This is a genomic window from Halomonas korlensis (assembly GCF_900116705.1).
Lineage (GTDB): Bacteria > Pseudomonadota > Gammaproteobacteria > Pseudomonadales > Halomonadaceae > Halomonas > Halomonas korlensis.
Genome location: NZ_FPBP01000008.1, coordinates 42,083 through 68,779 on the forward strand (window position 1 = coordinate 42,083; position 26,697 = coordinate 68,779).

The 26,697-nt window shown below is 63.7% G+C and carries 25 protein-coding genes; 9 read left to right on the plus strand and 16 right to left on the minus strand.

From position 1 onward, the window contains the following. Window positions 1-18: 18 nt before the first annotated feature. From BM341_RS11545 to BM341_RS11560, 4 genes are all read right to left on the minus strand, one after another. Window positions 19-1,299 (minus strand): TRAP transporter large permease, encoded by a 1,281-nt coding sequence (locus tag BM341_RS11545; RefSeq protein ID WP_089796081.1) that lies wholly within the window; start codon window positions 1,297-1,299, stop codon window positions 19-21. Next, window positions 1,296-1,814 carry a TRAP transporter small permease gene (locus BM341_RS11550; RefSeq protein ID WP_217646224.1) on the minus strand — a complete coding sequence of 173 codons (519 nt, stop codon included), beginning with the start codon at window positions 1,812-1,814 and terminating at the stop codon, window positions 1,296-1,298. The genes BM341_RS11545 and BM341_RS11550 overlap by 4 nt, the downstream gene beginning before the upstream one ends. Window positions 1,815-1,900: 86 nt before the next feature. Next, the gene (locus tag BM341_RS11555) at window positions 1,901-2,887 is read right to left on the minus strand and encodes a TRAP transporter substrate-binding protein (RefSeq protein ID WP_175507855.1); all 987 of its coding nucleotides are present in this window, start codon (window positions 2,885-2,887) and stop codon (window positions 1,901-1,903) included. A gap of 287 nt (window positions 2,888-3,174) precedes the next feature. Continuing rightward, window positions 3,175-3,636, minus strand: a complete 462-nt coding sequence (locus BM341_RS11560; RefSeq protein ID WP_089796083.1) for a GlcG/HbpS family heme-binding protein — start codon at window positions 3,634-3,636, stop codon at window positions 3,175-3,177. Between the two features lie 278 nt (window positions 3,637-3,914). Here BM341_RS11560 and BM341_RS11565 point away from each other — a divergent pair, with 278 nt between their 5' ends. The 5 genes from BM341_RS11565 to BM341_RS11585 all read left to right on the plus strand — a co-directional run bounded on the left by BM341_RS11565 (window position 3,915) and on the right by BM341_RS11585 (window position 9,187). Next, on the plus strand, window positions 3,915-4,601 hold the full coding sequence (locus BM341_RS11565; RefSeq protein ID WP_089796085.1) for a GntR family transcriptional regulator: 687 nt from the start codon (window positions 3,915-3,917) through the stop codon (window positions 4,599-4,601). A gap of 255 nt (window positions 4,602-4,856) precedes the next feature. After that, window positions 4,857-6,356 carry a glycolate oxidase subunit GlcD gene (glcD, locus tag BM341_RS11570; RefSeq protein ID WP_089796087.1) on the plus strand — a complete coding sequence of 500 codons (1,500 nt, stop codon included), beginning with the start codon at window positions 4,857-4,859 and terminating at the stop codon, window positions 6,354-6,356. 17 nt (window positions 6,357-6,373) lie between these two features. Further along, window positions 6,374-7,459 carry a glycolate oxidase subunit GlcE gene (gene glcE, locus BM341_RS11575; protein WP_089796089.1) on the plus strand — a complete coding sequence of 362 codons (1,086 nt, stop codon included), beginning with the start codon at window positions 6,374-6,376 and terminating at the stop codon, window positions 7,457-7,459. 21 nt (window positions 7,460-7,480) lie between these two features. Continuing rightward, window positions 7,481-8,719, plus strand: a complete 1,239-nt coding sequence (gene glcF / locus BM341_RS11580; protein WP_089796091.1) for a glycolate oxidase subunit GlcF — start codon at window positions 7,481-7,483, stop codon at window positions 8,717-8,719. A gap of 66 nt (window positions 8,720-8,785) precedes the next feature. Continuing rightward, the gene (locus BM341_RS11585) at window positions 8,786-9,187 is read left to right on the plus strand and encodes a GlcG/HbpS family heme-binding protein (protein ID WP_089796093.1); all 402 of its coding nucleotides are present in this window, start codon (window positions 8,786-8,788) and stop codon (window positions 9,185-9,187) included. 11 nt (window positions 9,188-9,198) lie between these two features. On the opposite strand, the gene BM341_RS11590 is transcribed toward BM341_RS11585, so the two are convergent. The 3 genes from BM341_RS11590 to BM341_RS11600 form a co-directional block, all read right to left on the minus strand. After that, window positions 9,199-9,441 carry a hypothetical protein gene (locus tag BM341_RS11590; RefSeq protein WP_089796095.1) on the minus strand — a complete coding sequence of 81 codons (243 nt, stop codon included), beginning with the start codon at window positions 9,439-9,441 and terminating at the stop codon, window positions 9,199-9,201. Window positions 9,442-9,594: 153 nt separating this feature from the next. Continuing rightward, complete coding sequence (locus tag BM341_RS11595; RefSeq protein ID WP_089796097.1) at window positions 9,595-10,824, minus strand: nucleoside recognition domain-containing protein; 1,230 nt, start codon at window positions 10,822-10,824, stop codon at window positions 9,595-9,597. 46 nt (window positions 10,825-10,870) lie between these two features. Continuing rightward, window positions 10,871-12,511, minus strand: a complete 1,641-nt coding sequence (locus tag BM341_RS11600; protein ID WP_089796099.1) for a BCCT family transporter — start codon at window positions 12,509-12,511, stop codon at window positions 10,871-10,873. Window positions 12,512-12,619: 108 nt separating this feature from the next. Here BM341_RS11600 and BM341_RS11605 point away from each other — a divergent pair, with 108 nt between their 5' ends. Further along, window positions 12,620-13,516, plus strand: a complete 897-nt coding sequence (locus BM341_RS11605; RefSeq protein ID WP_089796100.1) for a DMT family transporter — start codon at window positions 12,620-12,622, stop codon at window positions 13,514-13,516. On the opposite strand, the gene BM341_RS11610 is transcribed toward BM341_RS11605, so the two are convergent. From BM341_RS11610 to BM341_RS11645, 8 genes are all read right to left on the minus strand, one after another. Continuing rightward, window positions 13,500-14,141, minus strand: a complete 642-nt coding sequence (locus tag BM341_RS11610) for a nucleotidyltransferase family protein (RefSeq protein WP_245784259.1) — start codon at window positions 14,139-14,141, stop codon at window positions 13,500-13,502. The genes BM341_RS11605 and BM341_RS11610 overlap by 17 nt on opposite strands. Further along, window positions 14,128-15,108, minus strand: coding sequence for an XdhC family protein (locus tag BM341_RS11615; RefSeq protein WP_089796104.1), 981 nt, complete (start codon window positions 15,106-15,108; stop codon window positions 14,128-14,130). Before BM341_RS11615 ends, BM341_RS11610 begins: the two co-directional genes overlap by 14 nt. 2 nt (window positions 15,109-15,110) lie before the next feature. Next, window positions 15,111-17,420: a xanthine dehydrogenase family protein molybdopterin-binding subunit gene (locus tag BM341_RS11620; RefSeq protein WP_217646225.1), complete on the minus strand. Its 2,310-nt coding sequence runs from the start codon at window positions 17,418-17,420 to the stop codon at window positions 15,111-15,113. 20 nt (window positions 17,421-17,440) lie between these two features. Beyond that, window positions 17,441-17,908: a (2Fe-2S)-binding protein gene (locus BM341_RS11625; protein ID WP_089796107.1), complete on the minus strand. Its 468-nt coding sequence runs from the start codon at window positions 17,906-17,908 to the stop codon at window positions 17,441-17,443. A 79-nt stretch (window positions 17,909-17,987) separates the two neighbouring features. Then, the gene (locus BM341_RS11630; RefSeq protein ID WP_089796109.1) at window positions 17,988-18,833 is read right to left on the minus strand and encodes a carbohydrate ABC transporter permease; all 846 of its coding nucleotides are present in this window, start codon (window positions 18,831-18,833) and stop codon (window positions 17,988-17,990) included. Then, window positions 18,830-19,690 carry a carbohydrate ABC transporter permease gene (locus BM341_RS11635; protein ID WP_089796333.1) on the minus strand — a complete coding sequence of 287 codons (861 nt, stop codon included), beginning with the start codon at window positions 19,688-19,690 and terminating at the stop codon, window positions 18,830-18,832. Before BM341_RS11635 ends, BM341_RS11630 begins: the two co-directional genes overlap by 4 nt. 189 nt (window positions 19,691-19,879) lie before the next feature. Then, the gene (locus BM341_RS11640) at window positions 19,880-21,181 is read right to left on the minus strand and encodes an ABC transporter substrate-binding protein (protein WP_245784260.1); all 1,302 of its coding nucleotides are present in this window, start codon (window positions 21,179-21,181) and stop codon (window positions 19,880-19,882) included. A 34-nt stretch (window positions 21,182-21,215) separates the two neighbouring features. Then, the gene (locus tag BM341_RS11645; RefSeq protein ID WP_089796337.1) at window positions 21,216-22,412 is read right to left on the minus strand and encodes an ABC transporter ATP-binding protein; all 1,197 of its coding nucleotides are present in this window, start codon (window positions 22,410-22,412) and stop codon (window positions 21,216-21,218) included. 269 nt (window positions 22,413-22,681) lie between these two features. On the opposite strand from BM341_RS11645, the gene BM341_RS11650 reads away from it, so the two are divergent. From BM341_RS11650 to BM341_RS11660, 3 genes are read left to right on the plus strand one after another with little or no spacing between them, the layout of a single operon-like run. Continuing rightward, a complete protein-coding gene (locus BM341_RS11650; protein WP_089796112.1) occupies window positions 22,682-24,268 on the plus strand; it encodes a bifunctional GNAT family N-acetyltransferase/carbon-nitrogen hydrolase family protein in 1,587 nt (528 codons plus the stop codon). A 4-nt stretch (window positions 24,269-24,272) separates the two neighbouring features. Further along, window positions 24,273-25,088 carry a M90 family metallopeptidase gene (locus BM341_RS11655; RefSeq protein ID WP_089796114.1) on the plus strand — a complete coding sequence of 272 codons (816 nt, stop codon included), beginning with the start codon at window positions 24,273-24,275 and terminating at the stop codon, window positions 25,086-25,088. Beyond that, window positions 25,085-25,852, plus strand: coding sequence for a TVP38/TMEM64 family protein (locus tag BM341_RS11660; RefSeq protein WP_089796116.1), 768 nt, complete (start codon window positions 25,085-25,087; stop codon window positions 25,850-25,852). The genes BM341_RS11655 and BM341_RS11660 overlap by 4 nt, the downstream gene beginning before the upstream one ends. On the opposite strand, the gene BM341_RS11665 is transcribed toward BM341_RS11660, so the two are convergent. Continuing rightward, window positions 25,786-26,661: a LysR substrate-binding domain-containing protein gene (locus BM341_RS11665; protein ID WP_089796118.1), complete on the minus strand. Its 876-nt coding sequence runs from the start codon at window positions 26,659-26,661 to the stop codon at window positions 25,786-25,788. The two genes, BM341_RS11660 and BM341_RS11665, sit on opposite strands and share 67 nt — an antisense overlap. Window positions 26,662-26,697 lie beyond the last annotated feature (36 nt).

Sequence of the window (26,697 nt, forward strand, 5' to 3'; positions counted from 1 at the left end):
CCTAAGAATCTATCGGGCTCACCGGTAGAACAGTTCCACCAGCCCCATCGGGAAGATCGGCACATAGGTCACCAGCATCAGCAGCACGAACAGCAGGGCGACGAATGGCAGATTGGTCTTGGACACATCCCAGATGTCCGCCTTGGCCACCGAGCAGGCGGTCATCAGCACGCTTGCCACCGGGGGGGTCTGCTGGCCGATCGCCAGGTTCAGCGTCACGATCATCCCGAAGTGAACGGGATCGATGCCGACCATCATCACCAACGGCATGACAATGGGTACGGTAAGAATGATTGCCGCTGCCGAGTGCAGGATCATGCCGATCAATAGCAGGAAGACGTTCAGCAACGCCAGCACCGCGTACTTATTGCTGGTGAAATCGCCAATCATCCCCGCCAACATCTGCGGCAGCTGGGCGCGGGTGAGGAAGTCGCCGAGCAACGCAGAACTCGCCACCAACAGCATGACCACGGCGGTCTGAACACCGCCCTCGACCATGGCCGCACGCAGCTTCTTCCACCGCAGCTCGCCATAGCGGAAACTGATCAGCAGTGCAGCCAATACCGCCAACGCGGCACCTTCGGTGGCGGTCATGAAACCACCGAAGATGCCACCCAGGATGATCATCGGCAGCAAGAAGGCAAGGCCCGCTGCCTTGAAGGTGGCCCACACCCGGCTCAGCTTGAAAGTCTGCTCCACAGGAAAGTTGTAGCGGACCGCGAAGTACCAGGCGAGCACCATCATCAACAGCCCGCCGACGATGCCGGGCACGATGCCGGCGACGAACAGCTGCACGACCGAGGTATCGGCCATGGCGGCATAGAGAATCATCGGGATCGAAGGCGGGATAATGATTGCAAGCGATGCCGAGGAAGACGTGATCGCGGCGGCGAACGGCGCTGGATACCCCTTGCGCTTCATTTCCGGAATCAGGATGGAGCCAAGGGCCGCCACGTCGGCCACGGCAGAACCGGAGATCTCGGCGAAGAATAATGATGTGCCCACGTTCACCATGGCAAGGCCGCCACGAACGAAGCCGAGCAGTGCGGAGGCGAAGTCGATCAGCCGTCGGGAGATGCCGCCGGTGTTCATGATGGCGCCGGCCAGGACGAACAACGGAATGGCGATCAGCGGGAACTTGGTCGCACCCTCGAACAGCACCAGCGGGAAGCCGAGCAGGCTGTTCGTGCCTTGCATCACCAGCATGGCGATGATGGACACCGCCCCCAGGGCCACCGCAATGGGAATATTGATGAAGATCATGGCCAGCCCGGCCAGCAGGATCAAAGCCGTCGTCATTGCATTTCCTCCACAATATCCTGCTCCGAGGGGGGCTTCCGGCCATCCCAGGCTTCGCGCAGGATGTCCGGCAGGTTAAGAAGCTCGGCAATGACAAAAAGCGCCGCGCCAATAGGAATAGTCGACTGGGTGAGAGCGACCGGGATCGGTACGCTGACCAGGGTAGAGCCGCCGAGCACGCCGATGACGTGGACGCCATAGATGGCGAGCAGCACGAAGAAGGTAATGGTGATGGCCTCGCCGAGCACGACCAGCGCCATGCGCACCGCCCGTGGGCGCGAATAAACAAAACCGGGAACGCTGATATGGGCGCGCTTGAGAGCGGCGAGAGCGGCGCCGTAGTAGGTCACCCACGCCAACATCACGGCGGCGACCTCGTCATACCACCCCAGGGAATTGCCGGCATAGCGAAAGCTGACGCCGAGCAGCACGACCACCGTCAGGGCAACCACCAGAAACATGGTGATGACCTCGAGCAGCCACTCGAAGCCGGATCGAAGTTTCACAAGGGACATTAAAGCCACTCCGTCGGGCAGAGGAAGGACCGCCCGGCCGGGGCGGTCCATGGGTTGGTTCAGAGGGGGTCAGTCGTCAGAGAGATTCAGTCTTCTTCGCCGAGCGCCAGTACACGGTCGACCAGGTCGCCGCCGCCTTCCACTTCCTCGTCGAAGAGCTCGTAGACCGGGCCACTGGCATCGATGAAGGCCTGCTTGTCGGCTTCGTTGATTTGCATGCCGGCCTCTTCCATCTTGCCGATGAGCTCCTCATCCTGTCTGGCGGCCGTCTCGTAGACGAAGTCCTGAACGTCTTGTGCGGTCTCTTCCAGTACTTCACGCACGTCCTCCGGCAGATCCTCCCAATGACTCTTGGAGACCACCACATAGGCAGGCGTGTAGACGTGGTTGGTCATGGAGAGGTAGTCCTGCACCTCCTGGAACTTCTGGGAGTAGATTTGTACCAGCGGATTTTCCTGACCGTCCATGGTACCGGTCTGCAGCGCCGTGAAGACCTCCGAGAGCGCCATGGGCGAGGGGTTGGCGCCGTATTCCTCGAACATGCGCACCCGCCACTCGCCCTTCGGTGTCCGCAGCTTCAAGCCATCCAGATCCTCGGGGGTATTGATGGCGCGCTCGTTGTTGGTAATCTGGCGAAAGCCATTCTCCCAGACGGCGAGGATCTTGTAGCCTTGCTCTTCTGCCAGAGGATAGAGGTCGGGCTCGAGAACCTCCTCGATAACCCGCTTCATGTGGTCCCGGTCCTGAATCAGATAGGGCATCTCGAACAGACCGAACTCATCTACCACCGAGGACATCACGGTCGAAGGTAGCGTAAAGGTCAGCTGGCCAAGTTTGAGCTTCTGCATCATGGAGCTGTCGCCGCCGAGCTGGCTCGAGCCGTAGACCTGCACCTCGTAGTCATCGCCCAGTCGCTCGTTGGCCCGCTTGGCGAACTCGTTCGCGGAGGTATCAAACAACGAACCGGGGTTGCCTACATGACCGAACTGCAGCTCGGTCTGGGCCACGCCGAGCGCTGGTGTCAGGCTCAACGCCAGGGAGGCGGTCACGAATGCTGTCTTGATCATTTTCATTGAATACTCCAGTGCTGGCTTGTTGTTGTGCGCGTACTACCCAGGCAAACGCTTCTCCAGGCAGTCTGCGTATCGACGCGGCCGCCTGGCGGCCGCGCCGACGAATCGACTCGCCTTCGATCGTCTGGCGGAGCGGCGAATCAGACCGTCACGGGTTCAATTTGTATTCAAAATGCAGAATTAGGTATTAAACTTTAGTCTTCGAATCTTGGTTCAAGAGAGAAAAAACCTTTTCATTCAGTGACCTGTCGTCATCAACGCATAAAGTCAGCAACGCTGATGGCGCTTTATTCAGGCTCGAGACCCCAAGCGAGACCGGCTGCCTCGATGCCTGCGATCACCGCCCTCTCGTCTTCGGGAGACGAGGCGCCGCTGGCGCCCGCCGCGCCAATCACTTGTTCGTGGGCGTCGAGAATCAGCACGCCGCCTGCCACCGGCACGAAACGACCGCCCGACACGGCAGCGACGCTGGCCAGAAAGGCAGGCCGCTCGGTATTGCGTTCACCGATCACCCCGCTTGCCGCCCCATTGCCCAGCGCAGCAAAGGCCTTGCCTTGTGCCACCGCAAAGCGTAGCGGGGCGCAACCGTCTTCCCGTTCCGCCGCGACGATATTGCCGCCGCCATCCAACACCACGACCGTGAGGGGTTCCGCGCCGAGTTCACGGGCCTTGAGAAAGGCACCGTCGAGAATTGCCCTGCCATGCGCTCGGGTCAGCTGCACGCTGCAGCGATATACCTTGCCAGCCATCTTGTCGCTCCTGAGGGGGTCGCCGTAAGCAACGTGTCCGGCTCGCTCGCAAGCCGTCCTGTCACTCGTTCGGCAACCTTGTGTGAATTTTGAATTCATAATACCTTTTGCAGTCATAAGTCAATGTCGTCAGACTTGATAACAACGCTTGTTGATTGGCAACTCATCGCTTGATGACACCTTGGTTTACGACACGTCGCGCCAGGACAACGATAACGGCCAGCGCCTCGCTATCGCGGCTTACCACAAGACGCATGGCATCCGGAAGGAACCAGACCATGAGCAAGATCCAACATCGCAATCTTTACCGGGAAGTCGCCGATCGCATCCGCGATCTCATCGAGCATGGCGACCTATTGCCGGGAGAGCGGATCTCCGAAAAGCACCTCTGCGAAACCTTTGGCGTATCACGCACGCCGCTTCGCGAGGCGCTGAAGGTGCTGGCCTCGGAAGGGCTGGTGGAGCTACTGCCCAATCGCGGCGCGCGGGTGGTGCAATTGACTCTCAAGATGGTCAAGGACACCTATGATTTGATGGGCGCGCTGGAAGGGCTTTCCGGCGAACTGGCCTGTCAGGAGATCAGTGACGCCGGGATCGAGCGGATCTGCGAACTGCATGAAAAGATGCTGTCGCATTACCACAACCGTGAATTAGCGGCGTATTTCGAGGTCAACAAGCAGATTCACGAACACATTCTCACGGCCTCGAAGAACGAAGTGCTGCAGGAGATGTACAACAATCTCAGCCAGCGGGTAAAACGCGTACGTTACTCCAAGAAGATGACCGACAGCTTCTGGCGCCAGGCGGTCGAGGACCATGAGAACATGGTGGCGGCACTCAAGAAGCGTGACGGCAAGTTGCTCGGGCAGATCCTGCGTGACCACCTGTGCAACAAGCTGGAAGTCGCCTCGCTGAGTGGCGTGATCGAAGACGAGGCGAAACCGCTGCGCATGGCCTCCTACTGATGCCGACCGTACCTTTCGCTACCTCGCCCCTTCACCTTTGGAGCGGGTGAAGCACAGCTCCCTAACCTGCCTTGTTGCCACCTTCACCTACCTACCCATCATGCTTCTCAGCGTGTATATTGGAAATGCTTTCCAAATTATTAGATCGATACCGGACCGGGTCAGGGCTGCCAAGGCGGCTAGAGACGCGCCAAACTCATAGCGTGGCAATTTCGGTTGTCCGAGTCAGATGACCTTGATGTCCGGGGAGACCCCATGAACATTCTTTACGACGCGGCACTCGACGGAGCGCTGCCCCATAACGACAAGGCCGAGGTACTGGCGGATCTGCAAGCGGCGACACCCGGCCTGACCCTGTTGCATCGCGAGGAAGACCTGCGCCCCTTCGAGTGCGACGGCCTCTCCGCCTATCGGGTGCTGCCGATGCTGGTGGCCCTGCCCGAGACGCTCGATCAGGTCGAGACGCTGCTCAAGCGTTGCCGCGCGCTGGGCGTCCCGGTGGTCACGCGCGGCGCCGGCACCGGCCTCTCCGGCGGCGCGCTGCCGCTCGAGCAGGGCGTATTGCTGGTCATGTCGCGCTTCAATCGTATTCTTGACATCGATCCCGACGCTCGCACCATGCGCGTCCAGCCGGGGGTGCGTAACCTCGCGATCTCCGAGGCCGCTTCTCCTTATGGGCTTTACTATGCACCCGACCCCTCCTCGCAGATTGCCTGCTCGATCGGCGGCAACGTCGCGGAGAATGCCGGCGGCGTACACTGCCTGAAATACGGGCTGACCGTGCACAACGTCATGAAAGTCGAGGTGATCACCATCGAAGGCGAGCGCATGACGCTGGGCTCCGAGGCGCTCGATGCGCCGGGCTTCGACCTGCTGGCGTTGTTCACCGGCTCCGAGGGCATGCTCGGCGTGGTCACCGAGATCACCGTCAAGCTGCTGCCCAAGCCCGAGACCGCCAAGGTGCTGATGGCGAGCTTCGACGACGTGGAAAAGGCCGGACGCGCCGTGGGCGACATCATCGCCGCCGGCATCATTCCCGGTGGTCTGGAGATGATGGACAAGCTCGCCATCCAGGCCGCCGAGGACTTCGTCAAGGCCGGCTATCCGGTCGAGGCCGAAGCCATCCTGCTTTGCGAACTCGACGGCGTGGAAGCCGACGTCGACGATGACTGCGCTACGGTGCGCCGCGTGCTCGAGGCGGCCGGCGCGACCGGCATCCAGCAGGCCCGTGACGACGCCGAACGCGCGAAGTTCTGGGCCGGCCGCAAGAACGCCTTCCCGGCCGTTGGACGCATGTCGCCGGACTACTACTGCATGGACGGCACCATTCCACGCCGCGAGCTGCCCCGCGTGCTCAAGGGCATCGCGGATTTCTCCGAGCAGTACGGCCTTCGCGTGGCCAACGTCTTCCATGCCGGTGACGGCAACATGCACCCGCTGATCCTGTTCGACGCCAACCAGCCGGGCGAGCTCGAACAGGCCGAGGAGCTTGGCGGCAAGATTCTCGAACTGTGCGTGGAGGTCGGCGGCAGCATTACCGGCGAGCATGGCGTCGGGCGCGAGAAGATCAACCAGATGTGCGCCCAGTTCAACCCCGGCGAGTTGACCATCTTCCATGCGGTGAAGGCGGCCTTCGACCCCGAGCGGCTGCTCAATCCGGGCAAGAATATCCCGACGCTGGCCCGCTGCGCCGAATTCGGCGCCATGCATGTGCACAACAACCAGCTGCCGCATCCCGACCTGCCGCGCTTCTGAGGACTCAGGATACAATCATGTCCGACACCGCCAAAACTGATCACGACGCCAGCCAAGCGCTGGCCGAACGCATCCGCCAGGCCGACGCCGAGGGCACGCCGCTGCGCATCGTCGGCGGCGACACCAAGGCCTTTTACGGCCGTAATGTCGAGGGCGCAAAGCTCGCCACTCGCGAGCATCGTGGCATCACCACCTACGATCCGGTCGAGCTGATTGTCTCGGTACGCAGCGGCACGCCGCTGGCCGAGCTCGAAGCCGCCCTGGCCGCCAACGGCCAGATGCTCGGCTGCGAACCGCCCCACTTCGGGGATGACGCCACCGTAGGCGGCATGGTCGCCACTGGCCTCTCCGGCCCGCGGCGTCCCTGGGCGGGCAGCGTGCGCGACTTCGTGCTCGGCACGCGAATCATCAATCGCGAAGGCGTTGAACAGCGCTTCGGCGGCGAGGTCATGAAAAATGTCGCCGGTTACGACCTCTCGCGGCTGATGGTCGGCGCCCAGGGCACGCTGGGGCTGATCACCGAGGTATCACTCAAGGTGCTGCCGCGCCCCGGTGCCACTTGCAGCCTGCGCCTGGCGTTGCCGTTGCAGGAGGCGCTGGCGAAGCTCGCCGAATGGGGACGCCAGCCGCTGCCCATCACCGCGGCCGCCTGGCATGACGGCACGCTCGCGCTGCGTCTGGAAGGCGGGCCAAGCTCGGTGGCCGCCACCCGGGAGCGCCTGGGCGGCGAGGATCTCGAAGAAGATTATTGGGTGGCGCTTCGCGAACAGCGCCTGGGATTCTTCTCCCCGGACGACACGCGGCCTCTGTGGCGCCTCTCGCTGCCGCACAACACTCCGGTGATCGACCTGCCCGGCGTCAACGAAAGCGACGTGCTCTATGACTGGGCCAGTACCCAGCGTTGGCTGCGCAGCGACCTCGACGCCGAGACGATTCGCCTGGCCTGCGCCCGTGCCGACGGCCACGCCACCTGCCTGACGCCAGGGTTGGACTCGCCCTTCACGCCACTGGCACCGGTGGTGGCCAAGTACCACCGCAATCTCAAGACCGAGCTCGACCCGAAGGACATCTTCAATCCGGGCCGACTCTACGCGGCGTTTTGAGACGTATCGAGGAACCCTGAGATGCAGACGCACTTTACCGAGGAAGACCTCAAGAAACCGCACATCCGCGAAGCGGATCGCGTGTTGCGCACCTGCGTGCACTGTGGCTTCTGTAACGCTACCTGCCCCACCTACCAGCTGCTGGGGGACGAGCGCGACGGCCCGCGGGGTCGCATCTACTTGATGAAGGAAATGCTCGAAAGTCAGGACGATGATGCCCAGGTCACCGAGGAAACCCGGCTGCACCTGGATCGTTGCTTGACCTGCCGCAACTGCGAGACCACCTGCCCCTCCGGGGTGGAATACCACAAGCTGCTCGACATCGGCCGTGCCGAGATCGAGCGCCGGGTGCCGCGCTCCGCCCCGGATCGCGCTCTTCGCTACGGGCTACGCAAGGCGCTGGTCGAGCCGCAGCGCTTCAAGGCGCTGCTCAAGCTCGGCCAGACCTTCAAGCCGCTGGTGCCCGGCGCCCTCAAGGCCAAGATGCCGCCGACCCCCATCGATGCCGGGGCTCGCCCCGCGACCGGACGGCACGCTCGACAGATGCTGATCCTGGAGGGCTGCGTGCAGCCGGGGCTCTCGCCCAATACTAATGCCGCCACCGCGCGTGTCCTCGACCGGCTGGGCATCAGCCTCGTACCCGCCGCCGAAGCGGGCTGCTGCGGGGCCATCGACTACCACCTCAACGCCCAGGAAGCCGGCCGGGCGCGCATGCGCGCCAACATCGACGCCTGGTGGCCGCATGTCGAGGCCGGCTGCGAAGCCATCGTGCAGACCGCCAGCGGCTGTGGGGCGATGGTCAAGGAATATGCCGAGGTGCTGGCCGACGACCCCGACTATGCCGAGAAGGCCGAGCGCATCAGCGCTCTGGCCAAGGATCTGGTGGAAGTGCTGCGCGACGAGTCGCTCGACGCGCTCGCCGTCAAGGACACGCGCAAGCTCGCCTTTCATTGTCCCTGCACCCTGCAGCATGCCCAGAAGCTCGGCGGTGCCGTGGAAACCGTGCTGAGTCGCCTCGGCTTTGCGCTGACGCCGGTGCAGGACGCGCATCTCTGCTGTGGCTCGGCGGGCACCTATTCAATCACCCAGCCGGCACTGGCCACGCAGCTGCGCGACAACAAGCTCGACAACCTCGAAGCCGGCAAGCCGGAAGTGGTCGTGACCGCCAATATCGGTTGCCAGACTCATCTGGCCGGCGCCAATCGCACGCCGGTGCGCCACTGGATCGAGATCGTCGACGAGGCACTCGAGAAGCACTGACAGGCGACTGTGTTTCTAGAAGAACAGATTCACACACCCGTTTTTACACCAACGAGGAAGATTCCCATGCAAAACAAACCCACCCTGACCCTCAGCGATGTCAACACCCTGCTCGACGCCGCCCAGAAGGAAGCCGAGGCCAACAGCTGGCTGGTGACCATTGCCGTGGCCGACGACGGCGGCCACCTGCTCGGCCTGCGCCGTCTTGATGGTGCCGCGCCCTTCACTGCCGATGTTGCCACCCAGAAGGCGCGCAGCGCTGCCATGGGCCGCAAGGAAACCCAGGTCTTCGAGGAGATGATCAACGGCGGACGCACCGCCTTTGTCTCGGCACCGCTGCAGGCGATGCTCTCCGGCGGCGTCCCGGTGATCGTCGAAGGCCAGGTGGCCGGCAGCATCGGTATTTCCGGCGTCAAGCCCGACCAGGACGTACAGATCGCCAAGGCCGCCGTTGCCGCCATCGGCTGATCGTACCGCCCTCAAGCGCGGTCGCCGCCTTCCGAGGCGTCGTAGTCCTGGGTGTCATCGGGGGCCGAGCCGGGCTCGCGGGATGTCTTTCGCTCATAATCACGGGCTGCCGTGATCGCGTCCGGCTCGCTGTCATGGCGGGAGATTTCCTGTGGGTTGTCCGAATCCGTCACATCGACGACTCGCCACCCCGAGACCAGGATCGCCTCGCGGTTTTCTTCCGTGATCGGTTCGACACGTGCCGTGCGGGTCATAAGCGCCTCCCTTGGCAATGGCTAGTCCTTCATTCTTGAAACCATAGACCAAAGGGGGCGAGCCGTGCTCGACGATGTGAACATCCGATGCATGACATCGCCGGACGCCTCGCGCTCGGCCGGACGCGTCCCGTCACTCAGGACGCTTCTCTCTCATCCAAAGAACCAATAGCAGACGGCGATGGCGGTGAGTATCCCTGCCAGGTCCGCCAGCAGGGCGCAGCCCAGGCCGTGGCGGATCCGGCGGATGCCCACCGCCCCGAAGTAGACCGCCAGCACGTAGAAGGTGGTTTCAGTGCTGCCCTGCATGGTGGCCGCCAGCAGCCCAGGGAAGCTGTCCACCCCGAAGGTATTCATGGTCTCGAGCATCATGGCTCTGGCACCGCTGCCCGAGAGTGGCTTGATGAAAGCGGTGGGCAGGGCTTCGACGAAACGAATATCCCAGCCAAGGCCGGTGGCCAACCAGCGGATCCCCTCCAGGCCGGCATCGAGCACACCGCTGGCACGCAGCACCCCCACGGCCACCAGCATGGCGATTAGATAGGGCAGCAGGGTAACCGTGAAACCGAGGCCCTCCCTGGCCCCCTCAATGAAGGCGTCGTAGACATTGACACCGCGCAGTGCGCCCGCGAGCAGAAAGAGGATCACGATACCGAACAGGGTGAGATTGCCGACCAGGGTCGAGGTGGCGGCCAGCGCCTGGGCCGACATTCCGGCCAGGGTGGTCAAGAGCAAACCCAACGCCAGGGCCGCACCGACCAGGTAAGCCAGCACCACCGGCTGCCAGAGCTTCAATCGCTGCATCAGCGCCACGCTCAGCAGCCCCACCAGGCTGGAGGCGGTAGTGGCCAGCAGGATCGGCAGGAATACCGCGGTGGGCTCCTCCGCCCCCTGTTGGGCCCGGTACATGAAGATAGTCACCGGCAGCAAGGTCAGCGACGAGGTATTCAGCACCAGGAACAGGATCTGGGCGTTGCTGGCACTCTCCTGGCTGGGGTTGAGTTCCTGCAGCGAATGCATGGCCTTGATGCCGATGGGCGTGGCCGCGTTATCCAGCCCCAGGATGTTGGCCGCGAAGTTCATGCTGATCAGACCCATGGCCGGGTGGCCGCTGGGCACCTCGGGCATCAGCCGCTTGAATAATGGGTCGAGCACCCAGGCCATCAGCCGAATCAGGCCGGCTTTCTCGGCGATGGCCAGAAATCCCAGCCACAATGTCATGGTGCCTGCCAGCACCAGCACAATCTCGACGCTGAGTCCCGCCATGTCGAACAGCGCCTCGACCAGCCGGGCGAACACCTCGCTGTCTCCAGCGCCCAGCCACTGCCAGAGGGCAGCGGCGAAGGCCGCAAGAAAGAAGCTCAGCCAGATTCCGTTCAGCATCGTACATCCCGTCGTTCGTGCAGGCCGTCGACATTACCCCTGTGATTCAGGAGCGCCCATGGCGAAGCTCGCCGTTCAGCGCCTTGATGATGGAGTAGCACATCAACAGCATCACGACGGAAAACGGAATCGCCGTCGCCGTCACACCCGCCTGAAGCGCCGACAGGCCGCCACCGATCAGCAGCACGATGGCGATCAACCCCTCCACCGTCGCCCAGAACATGCGCTGGGGCCTGGGGGCATCGATCTTGCCGCCGGCGGTGATGGTATCGATCACCAGCGACCCCGAATCCGATGAGGTCACGAAGAAGATCAGCGCCAGGACAATGCCGAGAGTGGACATCAGCCCCGTCAGCGGCAGCTCATTGAGCATGCCGAACAAGGAGAGTTCCGGGCTGTAGTTGTCGATCACGTATTCCTTGACCAGACTGCCGGCGGGGTCGGCATAGAGCTGATCGAGGGCGGTGGCACCGAAGATGCCCATCCAGATGAAGATGAACAGGCTGGGAATCAGCAGCACGCAGATCACGAACTCCCGAACCGTGCGGCCACGCGAGACCCGCGCGATGAACATCCCGACGAACGGCGCCCAGCTGATCCACCAGGCCCAGTAGAAGATCGTCCAGGTCTGGCGGTAGGCGTCGTCGTCGCGCCCGAAGGGGGCCGACAGCGCGGCGAACTCCGTCACATAGGTGGTAAGGCCCGTCCAGAACCCGCTCAGAGCGACCAGGGTCGGGCCGGCGAACAGCACGAAGAAGAAGAACAGCACGGCCAGAAACATATTGATCTCGGAGAGCTTCTTCACGCCGCCTTCGAGCCCGCGCCACACGGATACCAGGGCCACCGCCGTCACCAGCATGATGATGATGACCTGGGTGGTGGTGCTGACTTCCAGGCCGAACACGAAGTTCATTCCTGCGTTGGCCTGCTGCGCTCCTAGGCCCAGCGATGTCGCCAGCCCGAAGAGAGTAGAAAACACCGCGAGGATATCGATCACATGCCCCCACCAGCCCCAGACGCGCTCGCCAAGAATCGGAAAGAACGCCGAGCGAACCGAGAAGGGCAGGCCCTTGTTATAGGTAAAGATGCCCAGCGCCAGGGCCATCACCACATACACGGCCCAGCCATGGATGCCCCAGTGCAGGTAGGTACCGGCCAGGCCCAGGGCGCTGGCATCGGCGATGGCCTGCGGATCGAGCTCCCCGTCGGCTCCAAAGGGAGACGTTACTCCCAACGGCAGGGAGACGTTGGCGTGATAGACCGGCTCCAGCACACCGAAGAACAACAGCCCGATGCCGATGCCGGCCGCGAACAGCATCGCGAACCAGGAAAGGTAGCCGTGCTCGGGCCTGGCATCGGGGCCACCCAATCTGACCGAGCCGTGGGGGAGGACGACGAGCGCCAGGCAGAACAGGATGAAAAAATCCACCACGATCATGAAATACCAGTCCAGCGTCCCGGTCGCGAAACCGACGATAGACTGAAATATGCTCCCGGCCCGTTCGGGGAACAGCAGGGTAAGCACGATGAAGACGACCGACGCGAGCGCCGATACGGCAAATACGCGGTTGTGGATATCGAAACCGATAGGGCCAAGCTGGCCCTCGATATTGTCCTGGCCAACGGAGTAATCCGTTTGCATGTCGCTGTTCGCGGCGTGCGATGACTGATCACTCGGATCATTCATGGCAGACTTCCTGTGGCGATGGGATGTCAGGCGTCATCAGTTTACCATGCTCTTCTTTCTGGCCTCCTACAGTATGAGGCCCCTGATTCAACGTCTGCAGGACACGTCATGCCGCTGCTCTACTTCTTAGCCCCGCTGGGTGCTGTACTCATCTGGTCGGGCAACATGACCATCAATCAGCTTACCGTGGGCACCATCGCGCCGAGCAGCATCGCCTTCCTGCGCTGGGTACTGGCGCTTCTCGTACTCACGCCCTTCGTGCTGCCCGCCGCTGTGAGGCACCGCGATGCCATTCGCCGCCAATGGTACAAGCTGGCTTTCCTGGGGCTGCTCGGCATGGCCATGTGGCAAGGGCTCGCCTATGTCGCCGCGGAAACCACCTCGGCCACCAACATGGGTATCCTCGCCGCCATGGTGCCACTGCTGACGGTACTGCTCAGCGCCTTGATCCTACGCGAGGCGCCCACCCACGGCGGTACCCTCGGCGGCTTGGTGGCACTCGTCGGCGTGACCGTACTGCTCGGACAGGGCGACCCGTTCACCCTGCTCACGCTGGACGTCGCCATCGGCGACCTGCTGATGGTCGTGGCCGCCACCTGCTACGCGCTTTACGGCGTGATGCTCAAACGTTGGCCGCTGGATATGCCGCCCTGGGTGGTCCTCTACCTGCAGGCGGTGTTTGCCACGCTGTTCCTGCTACCCGGCTACTTGCTCGGCCCGATGACCCCCATCGACGGTGATAACATCTGGTTGATCCTCTACGCCGGCATTCCCGCCTCGATCATCACCACCTTCCTGTGGATGCGCGCCATCCGCCAGATCGGCGCCAGCCAGGCCAGCATCTTCATCAACCTGATGCCGCTGTTCAGCGCGCTGATCGCCATGGCCTTTCTCGGCGAGCGAATCGCACTCTTCCACCTGATCGGCGGCGCCCTGGTGCTGACCGGGGTGATCATGGCCCAGCGGCTGACACGGCCACTGAGCCGTTTCAGCCATGCCGGCTAGGTTCTTGCAAAGAGGCAAGATCGCCGACCATGTCCACGTCCCGGTGGATACCGGCATCCTCGACGTGAATCTCGCGAACCCGCGAGGCATGCCGACATATCACCTCGCGGCCTCCCCGTTCACCGTGGAGGTCGGCAAGCTCGGGCCATAGCGCCCGGCCGAATACCACAGGATGGCCACGCCGCCTCCCGTAAACCGGACAAAGAATCGTGTCTTGGCTTGCCGCCCGGCCGAGCAAAGCCAGTGTGGACGGGGCGATGCCCGGCATATCGCCCAGCAGCACCACGAGCGCCTCCGGACCGGGCATCCCATCCAGCACGCCGACTGCATCGGCCAAGCTGCTGCCCAGCCCCCGGTCGGCGTGCAAGGCGCGTATCAGGCGCGTGTCGGGCGAGAGGCCAAGTGCCGCGGGGTCGTCCTCCTCGCGCAGCACCACATAGCAGTCGGCGAAGGTCCCGGCGGCCCGCTGGACGGCACTCGCCAGCAAGGTGCGACCATCGGCCAGGCGCGCCCGACGCTTGTCGGCGGTACCGAAACGGCGGGAGCGTCCGGCCGCCATGACCAGGGCCGCAACCTGGACGGGTGGAATCTCGCGAATAGGGAACGCTGCCTTAGAGGGACTCACGGGATCGACCCCGCTGCACGCGGACGATATCGGCCATCACTGCCAAGGCGATCTCGGCCGGCGTCTTGCTGCCCAGCGCCAGGCCAATTGGCATCTTTATTCGCGCCATCTCCTCCTCGCCCAGGCCACCCGAGCGGCGCAGGCGTTCGGCACGTACCGCCGAAGTCCGTTGCGATCCCATCACGCCGATATAGAAGGCCGGGGTGCGAACCGCCTCGATCATCGCCAGGTCATCGATGCGCGGATCATGGGTCAGTGCCACCACAGCGGTGGCGGCATGGCAGGCGCCCGAGGCGATGAAGATCGAGGGCAGCACCGACTGTACCTCGACGCCCTCGACGCAAAACCCCGCCCGCACTTCCTCGCGAGGGTCGCAGACGATCACCTCAAAGCCCAAGGGCCGGGCGAATTCGGCACAAGCCTCGGCCACCGGTGAGATGCCGGCAAGGATCAGCCGCGCCGCGGGACCGATGCGCAGGGTCACCCTCCTCGCCCCGCGATCCTGCACGACCCGGGGCCCCAGGCCGCCATCCTCGGCGAACTGCAACCGGCCGCTGGCCAGGTCGACCCGGCGGGCCAGTGGCCGTCGACCGAGCAGGGTCGCCTGCATCACCTCCAGGTGGGTCAGGGTAGCGGCATCGGGTTCCATGGGCTCGATCAGCACATCGAGGATTCCGCCACAAGGCAGACTGATCCGCGGGCCATCCGGGCCCTCGGGATCGCCGTAGCGCAGCGTCTGCAGGCCCGAGTCGAACTCGCCGTCGCGCAGGCGAGCGAGGAAGTCCTCTTCGACACAGCCCCCGGAAAGCGACCCGACATGCCGGCCGTCGCCCCTTGCCACCAGCATCGAGCCCGGCTCCCGCGGCGAGGATCCGAAGGTGGCAAGCACTGTACAGAACCAGATCCGTCGCCCCTTACGCAGCCAGGCCAATGCCTGGTCGACCACCTGCAGGTCGAGATGGCGCATCCTCAGCTCGCCAGTTGATCGCCGACCGGCAGGCGCCGGATGCGCTTGCCGGTGGCGGCGAAGATGGCATTGCAAAGTGCTGGTGCCACGGGTGGAAGGCCTGGCTCGCCAACGCCTCCCATGGCGTCGCTGGGGTTGTCGATCAAGTGCACCCGGACGACCTTGGGCGCGTCCGGCATACGCGGAATCAGGTACTTGTCAAAGTTACCCTGCTGGGCAACGCCATCCTTGAAGGTCACCTCGCTTTGCAGGGCAATACCAATGCCCATCACGCAGGAACCCTCCATCTGCGACCGGATTCGCTCCGGATTGGCTTGGGGCCCACAGTCGAAGGCGATGTCCGCGCGGTGAATGGTCAGTTCGCCCTCATCGTCCACCTCGACGTCAAAGACGATGGCGGTGTAGGAGACGAAGCTGTGATGAAAGGCCAGCCCCAGACCTCGCCCCTTCCCGGTTTCGCGCCCCCAGCCGGCCTCGTCGGTAGCGCGCTCAATGACGCGGCGCATGCGGGCCACATCGATTGGATACAGATCCGGATCCTCGCCGTAATTCCAGCCATCACCAAAGGTCAAATTATGAACTTCCCGGTCCGGCCCCAGCAGTTCCAGCACATAGTCCCGGTGGTCCCTGCCGGCCGCCACGGCCATTTCATGGGCAAAGCTCTGGATCGCCCAGGCATGGGGCAGGTTGTACACTGAACGGAACCAACCGATACGGACATGGGCCGGGGCGGGCGGGTTTTCCAGACGAATAGCGGGAATACTGAATGGCATGGTATTGAAGCCCATACCCAGTTCGAATTCCCCCTTATGCTTGGGGTCTGCGGCAAAGAGCGAGGCGATGCTAGGAGACAGCGTCCGGTGGCGCCAACTGGTCGCCTTGCCCTCTCCGTCCAGGCCCGCTTCCAGATGATCGACGGATACGGCGTGGAAGTAGGCATGCTGGATATCGTCTTCCCGGGACCACTGCAGCTTGACGGGCTGTCCCTCGAATTCCTTCGCCACTCGGGCTGCTTCGAGCACAAAATCCGGTTTCGCCTTGCGGCCGAAGCCGCCGCCAAGAAGCGTTTGATGAACGATAACGTTTTCCTCGTCCATCTCCAGCAGTCCCGCAATGCCCTCGCGGGTCGCCCTCGGATTCTGGATCGGCGCCCAGGCCTCGGCCTTGCCATCCTTGATCCTTACCACTGCCACTGGCGGTTCAATGGTGGCATGTGCCATATGAGGCATGTAATAGGTCGCTGTCACCCGCTTGTCAGCCTCTTCCAGCGCGGCCTCGACATCACCGGACTGGCGGATGACCTTGCCAGGCGATTGCGCCGCCTTTTCCAGGGACTCCCGGTAAGCATCGGAGGTGTAGTTGGCATTGTCTCCGGCCGAAGCCAAGTCCCACTCGATCTTAAGGGCCTTGCGGCCCTCCAGGGCGGCCCAGGTGTTGGAAGCCACCACGGCAACGCCACCGAGCGGGCTGAACGCGGCGGGCTGGCCAGTGCCCTCTATGCGAATTGTCTTTTTTACACCGGTGACTTTTAACGCTTCCTTGTCATCGACACTTTTGACCTTGGCACCATAAACAGGCGGACGGGCCACTACCGCATAGAGGGTGTCCTCCAGATCCACATCGGCGCCAAAAACCGCCTTGCCGGTAACAATGTCTTCGCCATCGATGGCCTTGGGGTGCGCGGACTTCAGTTCGCCGTTGATCAGACCGGATTCCTTGCCGATAAAGCGCAGCTCGCTATCGGACTTCAGAACCAGCGCATCGCGAACTGGAACGTCCAGCTCGCTTGCTGCCTTTGCGAGGTCCCCGAAGCCGATTTCACGGCCTGTGGCTGGATGTACCACCTTGTGGATCTCGGCCCGCACCTCATGTATCGGCACATCCCATTGATCGGCCGCGGCCTGCTCAAGCATCAGCCGGGCGGCGGCCGCTGCACGGCGCATGGGGTCGTACCAGTGGCGCATGCTGCGGGAGCCATCGGTATTCTGGTTACCGTACTTGTCCTGGTCCGCGTTCGCCTGCTGCGCCTGAACCTGTTCCCAGTCCGCACCCAGCTCATCGGCAGCCACCATGACCAGGCTCGTACGTATACCCTGCCCCATCTCGGCACGGTTATTAACAATGGTGACCACGCCGTCGGATTCGATGTGGATAAACACATTCGGGTTGTCCACCCAGCCACCGGGCATGGCGCCGGCACCAAACTGGGCCTGTTCATTGGCGAGCCCCAGATCCCAGCGGGCTGCCAGCAAGAGTGCCGAGCCCCCGGCAAGTCCTTTCAGCAGACCACGGCGGCTGACATTGGCGAGCAACAGCGAATCGACTGATTGGTTCATGAGCTGGCCACCTCCTGGTCCGCGACCCGTTCAATGGCCGACAGGATGCGATTGTAGGTGCCACACCGACACAAGTTGCCGGCCATGGCGTCGACTATTTCCTGGGTTTCCGGTTTCGGGCTTTTCTTCAGCAGCGCCGTGGCATTCATGATCTGCCCTCCCTGGCAGTACCCGCACTGGGCAACCCCCAGATCAAGCCAGGCCTGCTGGACTTTCTTGCCGACGGCATCGTCGGCCATCGCCTCGATGGTGGTTACCTGGCGTCCCTGCACGGCGGAGACCGGCGTCACGCAGGACCGCGTAGCCTCGCCGTCCAGGTGCACGGTACAAGCACCGCACTCGGCGATGCCGCAACCGAACTTGGTGCCGGTCAGGCCCGCCACGTCGCGAAGTGCCCAGAGCAACGGCATGTCGTCCGGCACGTCGAGCTCATGCTCTCGGCCGTTGATGGTCAGGGTGGCCATGATGTCTCTCCTCGGTGATGGGGGCCGGCGCAGAAAAACGCCCCGATATTGACCTTAACCACTCGTGGCTATTTCGCAACTAGCGTATCCCCGCCCTGAGGAACGACTGCACGAACTGGCGCTGGAAGAGCAGGAAGGCGACCAGCAGCGGCGCAATGCTGAGTAGCGTCGCGGCGCTGACGGTGGCCCAGTTGACGCCGGTTTCCGGTGCCGAGAAGACGCCGAGACCCACGGTAAGCGGGCGGCTCTCCACCGAGTTGGTGACCACCAGCGGCCAAAGGAAGTTGTTCCAGTGGTGGCTGATCGATACCAGGCCATAGGCCAGGTAGGTGGGTTTGGCCAGCGGCACGTAGACCTTGAGCAGGATTGCCATCCAGCCACAGCCCTCGATTCGGGCGGCGTCCTCGAGCTCGCGGGGGATCGTCTTGAAGGTCTGGCGCAACAGGAAGATACCGAAGGCACTGGCCACATAGGGCAGGCCGATGCCGGTGATGGTATCGACCAGCCCCAGGCCGCTTGCGATGCGGTAGTTCTCGACGATCAGCACCTCTGGAAAAACGAACAGCTGGATCAGCACCAGCATGAACAGGATGTCCTTTCCAGGGACGGGGAAGCGTGCGAAGGCGAAGCCGGCCAGGGTACAGACCACGAACTGCGCCAACACCACCCCGGTGACCAGCGCGAAGGTATTGAGGTAGTAGCGGGCAAAGGGCGCCTGCTCCCAGGCATCGGCGAAGTTTTCCAGCGTCAGCGGTGCCAGCAAGTCAAAACGCACCATGAATTCCGACGGGTGAAAGGCCGCCCAGAAGGCGTAGAGCAGCGGGAAGATCCAGACGATCGCCAGCAGCCAGGCGGCCACGGTTTCCAGACGCGGCAACGAGAATCGGCGACTCGGCCGCGCCGCAGAGGCAATGGAAGTGTTCATTGATAATGCGTCCTGCGGTCGAGCACGGTGAACTTCACCGTGGCCACCACGGCCAGCACCAGCAGGATCACCACGGTGATGGTGGCGGCGTAGGTGCGGTCGAAGAACGAGAAGGCGTTCTCGTAGACGTAGTAGAGCAGCAGATTGGTGGCGTTATTGGGGCCGCCCTTGGTCAGGATGAACAGATGATCGACCACGCGCACCGCGTTGATCAGCGCATTGATCAGCACGAACAGCGTGGTCGGCATCAACAGCGGGAAGGTGACCCGCCAGAAGAAGCTCCAGCGGCTGGTGCCTTCCAGGTTCGAGGCCTCCTCGAGTTCCGGCGGGATGCTCTGTAGCGCCGCCAGGTAGAAGATCATGAAGAAGCCCGCCTCCTTCCACACCGTCATCACGATCACCGAGCCAAGCGCCACGCCGGGATCGCCGAGCCAGTTGACGCCCGGCAGTCCCAGCCAACCGAGCAGGGCGTTGAACAGGCCGATCTGCGGCGCGTAAAAGAACATCCAGATATTGGCCGCGGCAATCATCGGCAGGATGGTAGGCGTGAAATAAGCCATGCGCACGAAGCCCCGTCCCGGTAGGCGAGCGTTGACGAGCAGCGCCATGCCCAGCGCCAGGGCGATGGAGGTCGGAATCGTGCCCAGCGCGTAGAGCAAGTTGTTGCGCGCCACCTGCCAGAAGGTGTCGTCCTCGATCAGCAGTTGGTAGTTCTCGAGCCCCACGAACGTAGCGGGCTCACCGCGAAAGCCGGGCAGGAACAGACTGTTGACCAGGGTGGCGACGGTCGGCAAGTAGGCGAAGGTGGCCAGCAGCACCGCCGCCGGCAACAGCAACAGCGCGCCGTAGATCTGCATGCGTCGGTCGGCGTTTTGAATCACTAGGGCTTGCCTCCTGTGCTGTGAACGAGCCGGGTACAGGTCAGTGAGGAGGTCATTTGCCAAGGATGGCAAATGTAGCGTCCAAGGAGGGATTCACAGCGCCTCCTCTCTGACCTTTGTCCCCGGCGCCCCCGTCTGCATCTCCTCCAGAGTCTGGCCTCAGCGTTAGCGCGCATAACGGCGCAGTGCCGCATCCGCCTCGCGCTGAGCCTGCGTCAGGGCCTCCTCGGGTGTCATCTGGCCGGTCAGCGCCGCCTGCACGGCGTTGTCCAGCGCCCGGCGCACCCGACCGCCTTGATAAGTGGCGAGCTCGGCGGTGCCATGCTCGAGCTGGTCGCGCGCCACCGCCGCGGGAGGGAACTCCTCGACGTAGCGCTGCAGCGCCTCGGTCTCGTAGGCCTCAGGGCTCACGCCCATGTAGCCGGTCTCGATCGACCAGGCGGCGGCGCGCTCCGGCGAGGTCATCCAGCGAATGAAGGTCATGGCGGCTTGCTGCTCTTCCTCGGTGGTGTCCTTGAACAGATAGAAATTGCCGCCACCAGTGGGGCTGCCGCGCTGGGTCTTCATGGGCAGCATCGCCACGCCGAAGTCGAAATCGGCATCATTGCGCACCGCGGTCAGGTTGCCGGTGCTGTGCCATATCATCGCCGTGGACTGCTCGAGGAAATTCTGGCGCAGCGTGCCCCATTCGATGGTGCCGTCGGGCATCGCCGCGTGCTCGTCGGCCAGCGACACCCAGTATTCGAGCGCCTCGACCGCCGCTGGGTCATCGAAATAGACCTCGGTGCCGTCCTCGCTCATCAGCCGATGGCCGTTCTGGAAGGCGAAGGCCTGGAACATCCAGTAAGGGTAACCGGTGGAAGGCACCATCACCCCCCACTGCTCGCCGCCGGAGGCCTCGCGCACAGCCGCTCCCATCTCGGCCATCTCTTCCCAGGTCTCGGGCGGCTGCTCGGGGTCAAGGCCGGCCACCTCGAAGGCGTCCTTGTTCCAGTACAGCACGATGGTCGAGCGCTGGAAGGGAATGCCGTAGGTCTGGCCGTCGAGCTGGCCGTTTTCCATCAGCCCGGGGTAGAAGCTGTCGAGCCAGGCCTGCTCCTCCTCGGTCTCGACCAGGTCGTCGAAGGCAACGATGGCGTCCTGCTCGATCAGATCAAAAAGATCGATGGAAAACATCACCGACAGCTGCGGGGCATCGCCGGCCTCGATGGCCGACATGGCGCGCACCCGGGTGTCGTCATAGTTGCCGGCATAGATGGCCTCGACATCGATATCGGGATGTTCGGCCTCGAAGTCCTCGACCAGATCGTCGACCACATCGGTCAGGGCCCCGCCGACGGCGACCGGATAGTACATGGTCAGCTCGACCGGCTCGTCACCGGTCTGTGCGAGCGCCTGCCCGGCACTCAACAGGCCGGCGGCCACTAGGCTAAAGCGCATGGGAACATTGGGTTTCAAAAAACGCATGGAACGACTCCTGGGTTATCGAGACCTACCTGAGTTATCGAGGACTGCCTGGGGGGTGGTCGGATGCGCGATCGGCGATACGGTTCGCCGGATGCAGGGCGCGCGAGGCGGCCAGCCGCGCGCCTTCGCTGGCCTGCTCGCTATCGCCCCGGGCGACGGGAAAGCGCGTCAAGTCATCGCGGCGCTTGCCATCGGCGGCGAACAGGTGGGACTTGTCCAGTGGCCAGGCAAGCCGGCACGCCGAGCCCTTGGTCACGACCGGCTTGCCGGCGAGCCGGGCACGCATGACCTGGCTGCCTACGGCCAGGCGCAGAATGGTGTCGGCGCCCAGGTACTCGGCGTCGATGACCTCCGCCGGCACGCCCGGCGAGGCTGGTGTCGTCACCGCGATATCCTCGGGCCGAATGCCCAGCATCCCGCCGACTGCCGCATGCTCGGCGATCATGACCCGGGGCTCGCCCTCGATGATGGCGCCATCAGCACCCGCCGCCAGGCGCACCAAGTTCATCGCCGGGCTGCCGATGAAGCTCGCCGCGAACGCCGAGGCCGGCCGGTCGTAGAGCGCATCGGGCGTGTCGTCCTGCACGATGCGACCGTCCTGCATCAGGATTACCCGGTCGCCCATGCTCATGGCTTCGACCTGGTCGTGGGTGACGTAGATCACCGTCATGCCCAGGCGCTCCTGCAGCGCCTTGATCTCGCGGCGCATCTCGCCGCGCAAGCGGGCATCGAGGTTGGAAAGCGGCTCGTCCATCAGGCAGATGGGATGCTCGGAGATGATTGCCCGCGCCAGCGCCACCCGCTGACGCTGGCCCCCGGAGAGCTGGGCGGGCTTGCGATCTAGGAAAGCCTCGAGGTCGACGAGTTGCGCGACGCGTTCCAGGCGCTGGCGACGCTCCGGCTTGGGCACCTTGCGGCTGCGCAGGCCAAAGACAATGTTGTCGGCCACGCTGAGATGAGGAAACAGCGCGTAGGATTGAAAGACCATGCTGATGCCGCGATCGCCCGGCGGCAGGTCGGTCACGTCGCGCTCACCGATATGGATGCGCCCGCTGCTGGCCTGCTCGAGCCCGGCGACCATGCGCAGCGTGGTCGACTTGCCGCACCCCGAGGGGCCGAGCAGGATCACGAACTGGCCGGGCGCGACGTCGAAGGAAATGCCGTCCACGGCGGGGGGATCGTCCCAGCGCTTGGTAACGGTAACCAGGCGGATGCGCTTGTCGTTTTGCATGACTTCCTGCATGTCTTCCTGCGACCCGTGGTGCACCTGTTGTTGTGGCTTGTCTTGGTGTGGCTTGTCATGGTGTGGCATGGCCCATCCGTTATTGCACTCTCTCTGATGAGCGTAGCCGTGTTTCGGAGTCCTGCAGACATCCTCGAACCAATGGATGACATGACGATGACATCGGCATGGCGGAGATGTGTCAACCGGAGGACAGCCCAATCTCTCGCGGCACACATGCTAAACTGCGCTTTTCTCTTCCTGGGAAGCGAGGCGCCATGTCACTCGACGATCTGCATCTGAATCTGCGCAACCTGACGCCGGATGACTACCCCCAACTCAAGTTGCTGATGGACAAGGTCTATCACGATATCGGCGGGTGCTGGCCCAAGCCCACCATCGACAAGCTGATCAAGGAGTTCCCCGATGGCCAGGTCATCATCGAGGATGACGAGACCATCGTCGGCGTGGCCCTGACCGCGCTGGTCGATTACGACACCTTCTCCAACCCCCACACCTACGATGACCTGATCGGCAAGAGCGAGACCATCCTCAACGAAGAGAACGGCGACGCCATGTACGGGCTGGATGTCTTGATCCACCCGGATTACCGCGGCTATCGCTTGGGGCGGCGTCTCTACGAGGCGCGCAAGGAGCTGTGCCGCTCCATGAACCTGAGGGCGATACTCGCCGGCGGGCGCATCCCCCAGTATCACGAGTACTCGGCCGAACTCACGCCGGCCGAGTACATCGACAAGGTGTCGCGCAAGGAGATTCACGACCCGATTCTCTCCTTCCAGCTGGCCAACGACTTCCTGGTCAAGCGCCTGCTGCGCAAGTACCTGCCGGAAGACGAGAAGTCCCAGGGCTTCGCCACTCTGCTGGAGTGGAACAACATCCTATTCGAGCCCGCCGAGCGGGTGCTGGAAACGCGCCGCACCCAGGTGCGCGTCGGCGCCGTGCAATGGCAGATGCGCGAACTCCCCTCAGTCGAGGCGGTGCTCGAGCAGATCGAATACTTCGTCGACGCGCTGTCGAGCTATCAGAGCGACTTCGCGGTGTTTCCGGAGCTGTTCAACGCCCCGCTGATGGGCCTGCAGGACCGCGCCGCGCAACTCGACCAGCTCGCGGCGATCCGTTTCCTGTCCGGTTTCACCGCACGCTTCAAGACCGAGCTGTCGCGCATGGCGGTGGCCTACAATATCAACATCATCGCCGGCTCGATGATCGAGGAAGACGACGACGGCAAGCTCTACAACATCGCCTACCTGTGTCATCGAGACGGCTCCATCGAGCGCCAGGCCAAGCTGCACATCACGCCTCAGGAGCGCCGCGATTGGGTGATCGAGGGCGGCGACGAGCTGCTGGTGTTCCAGACCGATGCCGGACGCGTGGGCATCCAGATCTGCTACGACGTGGAATTCCCTGAACTCTCTAGGTTGCTGGCCGACCAGGACATGGACATTCTCTTCGTGCCCTTCTGGACCGACACCAAGAACGGTTATCTGCGCGTTCGCCACTGCGCCCAGGCGCGCGCCATCGAGAACGAGTGCTACGTGGTGCTGTGCGGCAGCGTCGGCAACGTGCCCTCGATCAAGAATCTCGACATCCAGTACGCCCAGTCCTCGGTGTTCTCGCCCTCGGATTTCGCCTTTCCCCACGACGCGGTGCTCGCCGAGACCACGCCCAATACCGAGATGATCATGTTCTCGGACCTGGATCTCACCCGGCTGACCGTGGTGCGCAGCGAAGGCTCGGTGACCAATCTCAAGGACCGCCGCAAGGACCTGTTCGATCTGCGCTGGCGCGACTGGTCATGGAAATCCGGGGGCCTGCCATCCGGGGCCAAGCAGGACGAGAATTGAACCGATGCTCGAGCGCCTGCGACGCTGGCGGGCGGCGCGCTTCGCCGCTCGTCATCCGTTTCCGCAACACCACTGGGCCGAGGCGCGGGCGCGCCTGCCGCTGCTGGCCGCGCTGGATGAGGACGAGGCCGCGCGGCTAGGCCAGCGTGCCTGGCAGTTCCTGCACGCAAAGCGGCTCTCCCTGCATCCCGAGCTCGCCGCGAGCACCCCCTTCGACCCGCCCGCCCGGCTGGGCCTGGCGGCGCAAGCCTGCCTGCTGACGCTGGGCTGGAATGACGCCGAGCATGAGGAGGCGTTCAGCGGACTTCGCGAAATCTTGATCCTCCCCGGCGCCTTCACCCGCCAGGTCGAGGAAATGGATGAGGCCGGCGTCATGCATGAATACGTCGACGAGCGGGCCGGCGAAACCTCCCACCAAGGGCCGGTGGTCGTGGCCTTTCCCGACCTGATGGACAGCGGCGGCAACGACGGTTTCAACGTGGTGATCCATGAACTCGCGCACAAGCTCGACATGGGCAACTCGCTGGATATCGACGGTTTTCCGCCGCTGCCGCGCGAGATCGCCCCGGCGGAGTGGCACCGGGTGTTCATGGGCGTCTGGGAGGATCTTCAGGCAAGAGTTGCGCGCGGCGAGTCGACCCCGATCGACGATTACGCCGCCACGCACCCGGGAGAGTGCTTTGCGGTCTGCTGCGAGGTGTTCTTCACCGCACCGGATCTGCTCCATGAGGCCTATCCTGACCTCTACGCCCTGCTCGCGCGCTACTTCCGCCAGGACCCACTAGCGCGGCTCGAGCCGTCCTCCGGTATCGTCCCATGAGACGCCGCTGGGTGATTCCCGCCCTGCTGCTGGGCGCGCTGCTGGTAATGGGCGGGCTATGGCAGTGGCTCGCTATGCAGGACCTGCTGACGGTTGCCGCCCTCAAGCGCCTGGCCGCGGGCACGCTGGCCTGGCGCGACTCGCCGCTGGCCTTTGTGGTGGTGATGGGAATCTACGCCGCGGCCCTGCTGGTGATGTTCCCGCTGAGCCTGATGGTCGCCGTCACCGGCCTGATCTTCGGGCCGACCTGGGGCCTTGTCTATGCCACGCTGGGCACTCTGACCTCGTCCATGGTGTCCTACTGGGTAGGTCGCCGGCTCGGCCGCGACGCCCTGATGCACTATGGCGGCCGCCACCTCAAGGGCATGTCGCGCTACCTGGCCAAGCGCAGCATCCGCACCATGACACTGATCAATCTGCTGCCGCTGGCGCCCTTCACCCTCACCAACATGATGGCCGGCGCCTTTCACCTGCGCTTTCGCGATTACATGCTCGGCTCGTTGCTGGGCATCCTGCCCGGCCTTGTCGCCGTGACCCTGCTCGGCAGCCAGCTCGGGGAGCTGGTCACCGCCGAGAACCGCGGGGAGTTGCTGTGGTCGTTGGGCGGCCTGGCGCTGGGCATCGGCCTGCTGATCGGCCTCAGGGTCTTATCGCGGCGACGAGCCTCCCGCAAGCAAGTCCGCTCGGCCCAGCCCTCTCAGGCGTCTTCCGACAACCCGTCGACGAGCCAGTCCCAGAGCAGCGACGACTCCTCACGCGACTGACGTCGGGCGGGACGCACCATCCAGAAGCGCTCAGCGCTCGGCACACTAAGCGTGAACGGCGCCACCAGATCATCGCGGCTTGCGAAGAGGCGTCGATGCGTCAGCGCGACACCGCCACCTTGGCTGGCGAGTGCCAGTGTCATCACCTGATTGTCGCAGGTCAACGCCGGGCCGCGCTCATCCAGGCCCGCCACGCCCGCCAGTTCCAGCCAGGTCGGCCAGCCCACGGCGAAGCCCGCCGCGTGCAGAAGCGTATGGTCGGCAAGATCGGCCGGTTCGTGAAGCGTCGAGGCCAGTGACGGGCTGCATACCGGCAGCAGGCTTTCGTCGCCCAGGCAGACTCCCTCGACGCCGGACCAGTTACCCAATCCATAGCGAAGCTCGATATCGGCGCCTTCGGGGCCGAAGTCGTCCGGCCAGATCGCGCTGACCAGGCGCACGGCGAGGGCCGGGTGCGCGCGATGAAACGCGATCAACCGCGGCGCCAGCCAGTTCTGCTGCATCACTGGCGTCGCGCGCAGCGTCACCGTGCGCTCCGCGGCGCTGCCGAAGACCTCCTGCGTGCCCTCGCCGATACGCGCGAAGCCGTCGAGGATGCTTGGCAGCCAGGCCTGCCCGGCCGGCGTCAACGAGAGGCTGCGCGGGTGGCGCACGAAGAGTTTCTGTCCCAGCCGGTCCTCGAGCAGGCGAATGCGCTGACTAATCGCCGCCTGGGTCACGCCGAGCTCGCGCCCCGCCGCGGTAAAGCTCAGGGTGCGCGCCGAGGCCTCGAAAGCCTGAAGCCATAACAAGGGGGGTAGCGATGACATGAAAAAGCCTACGATAAGCTGAGCTTGGGCATAGGG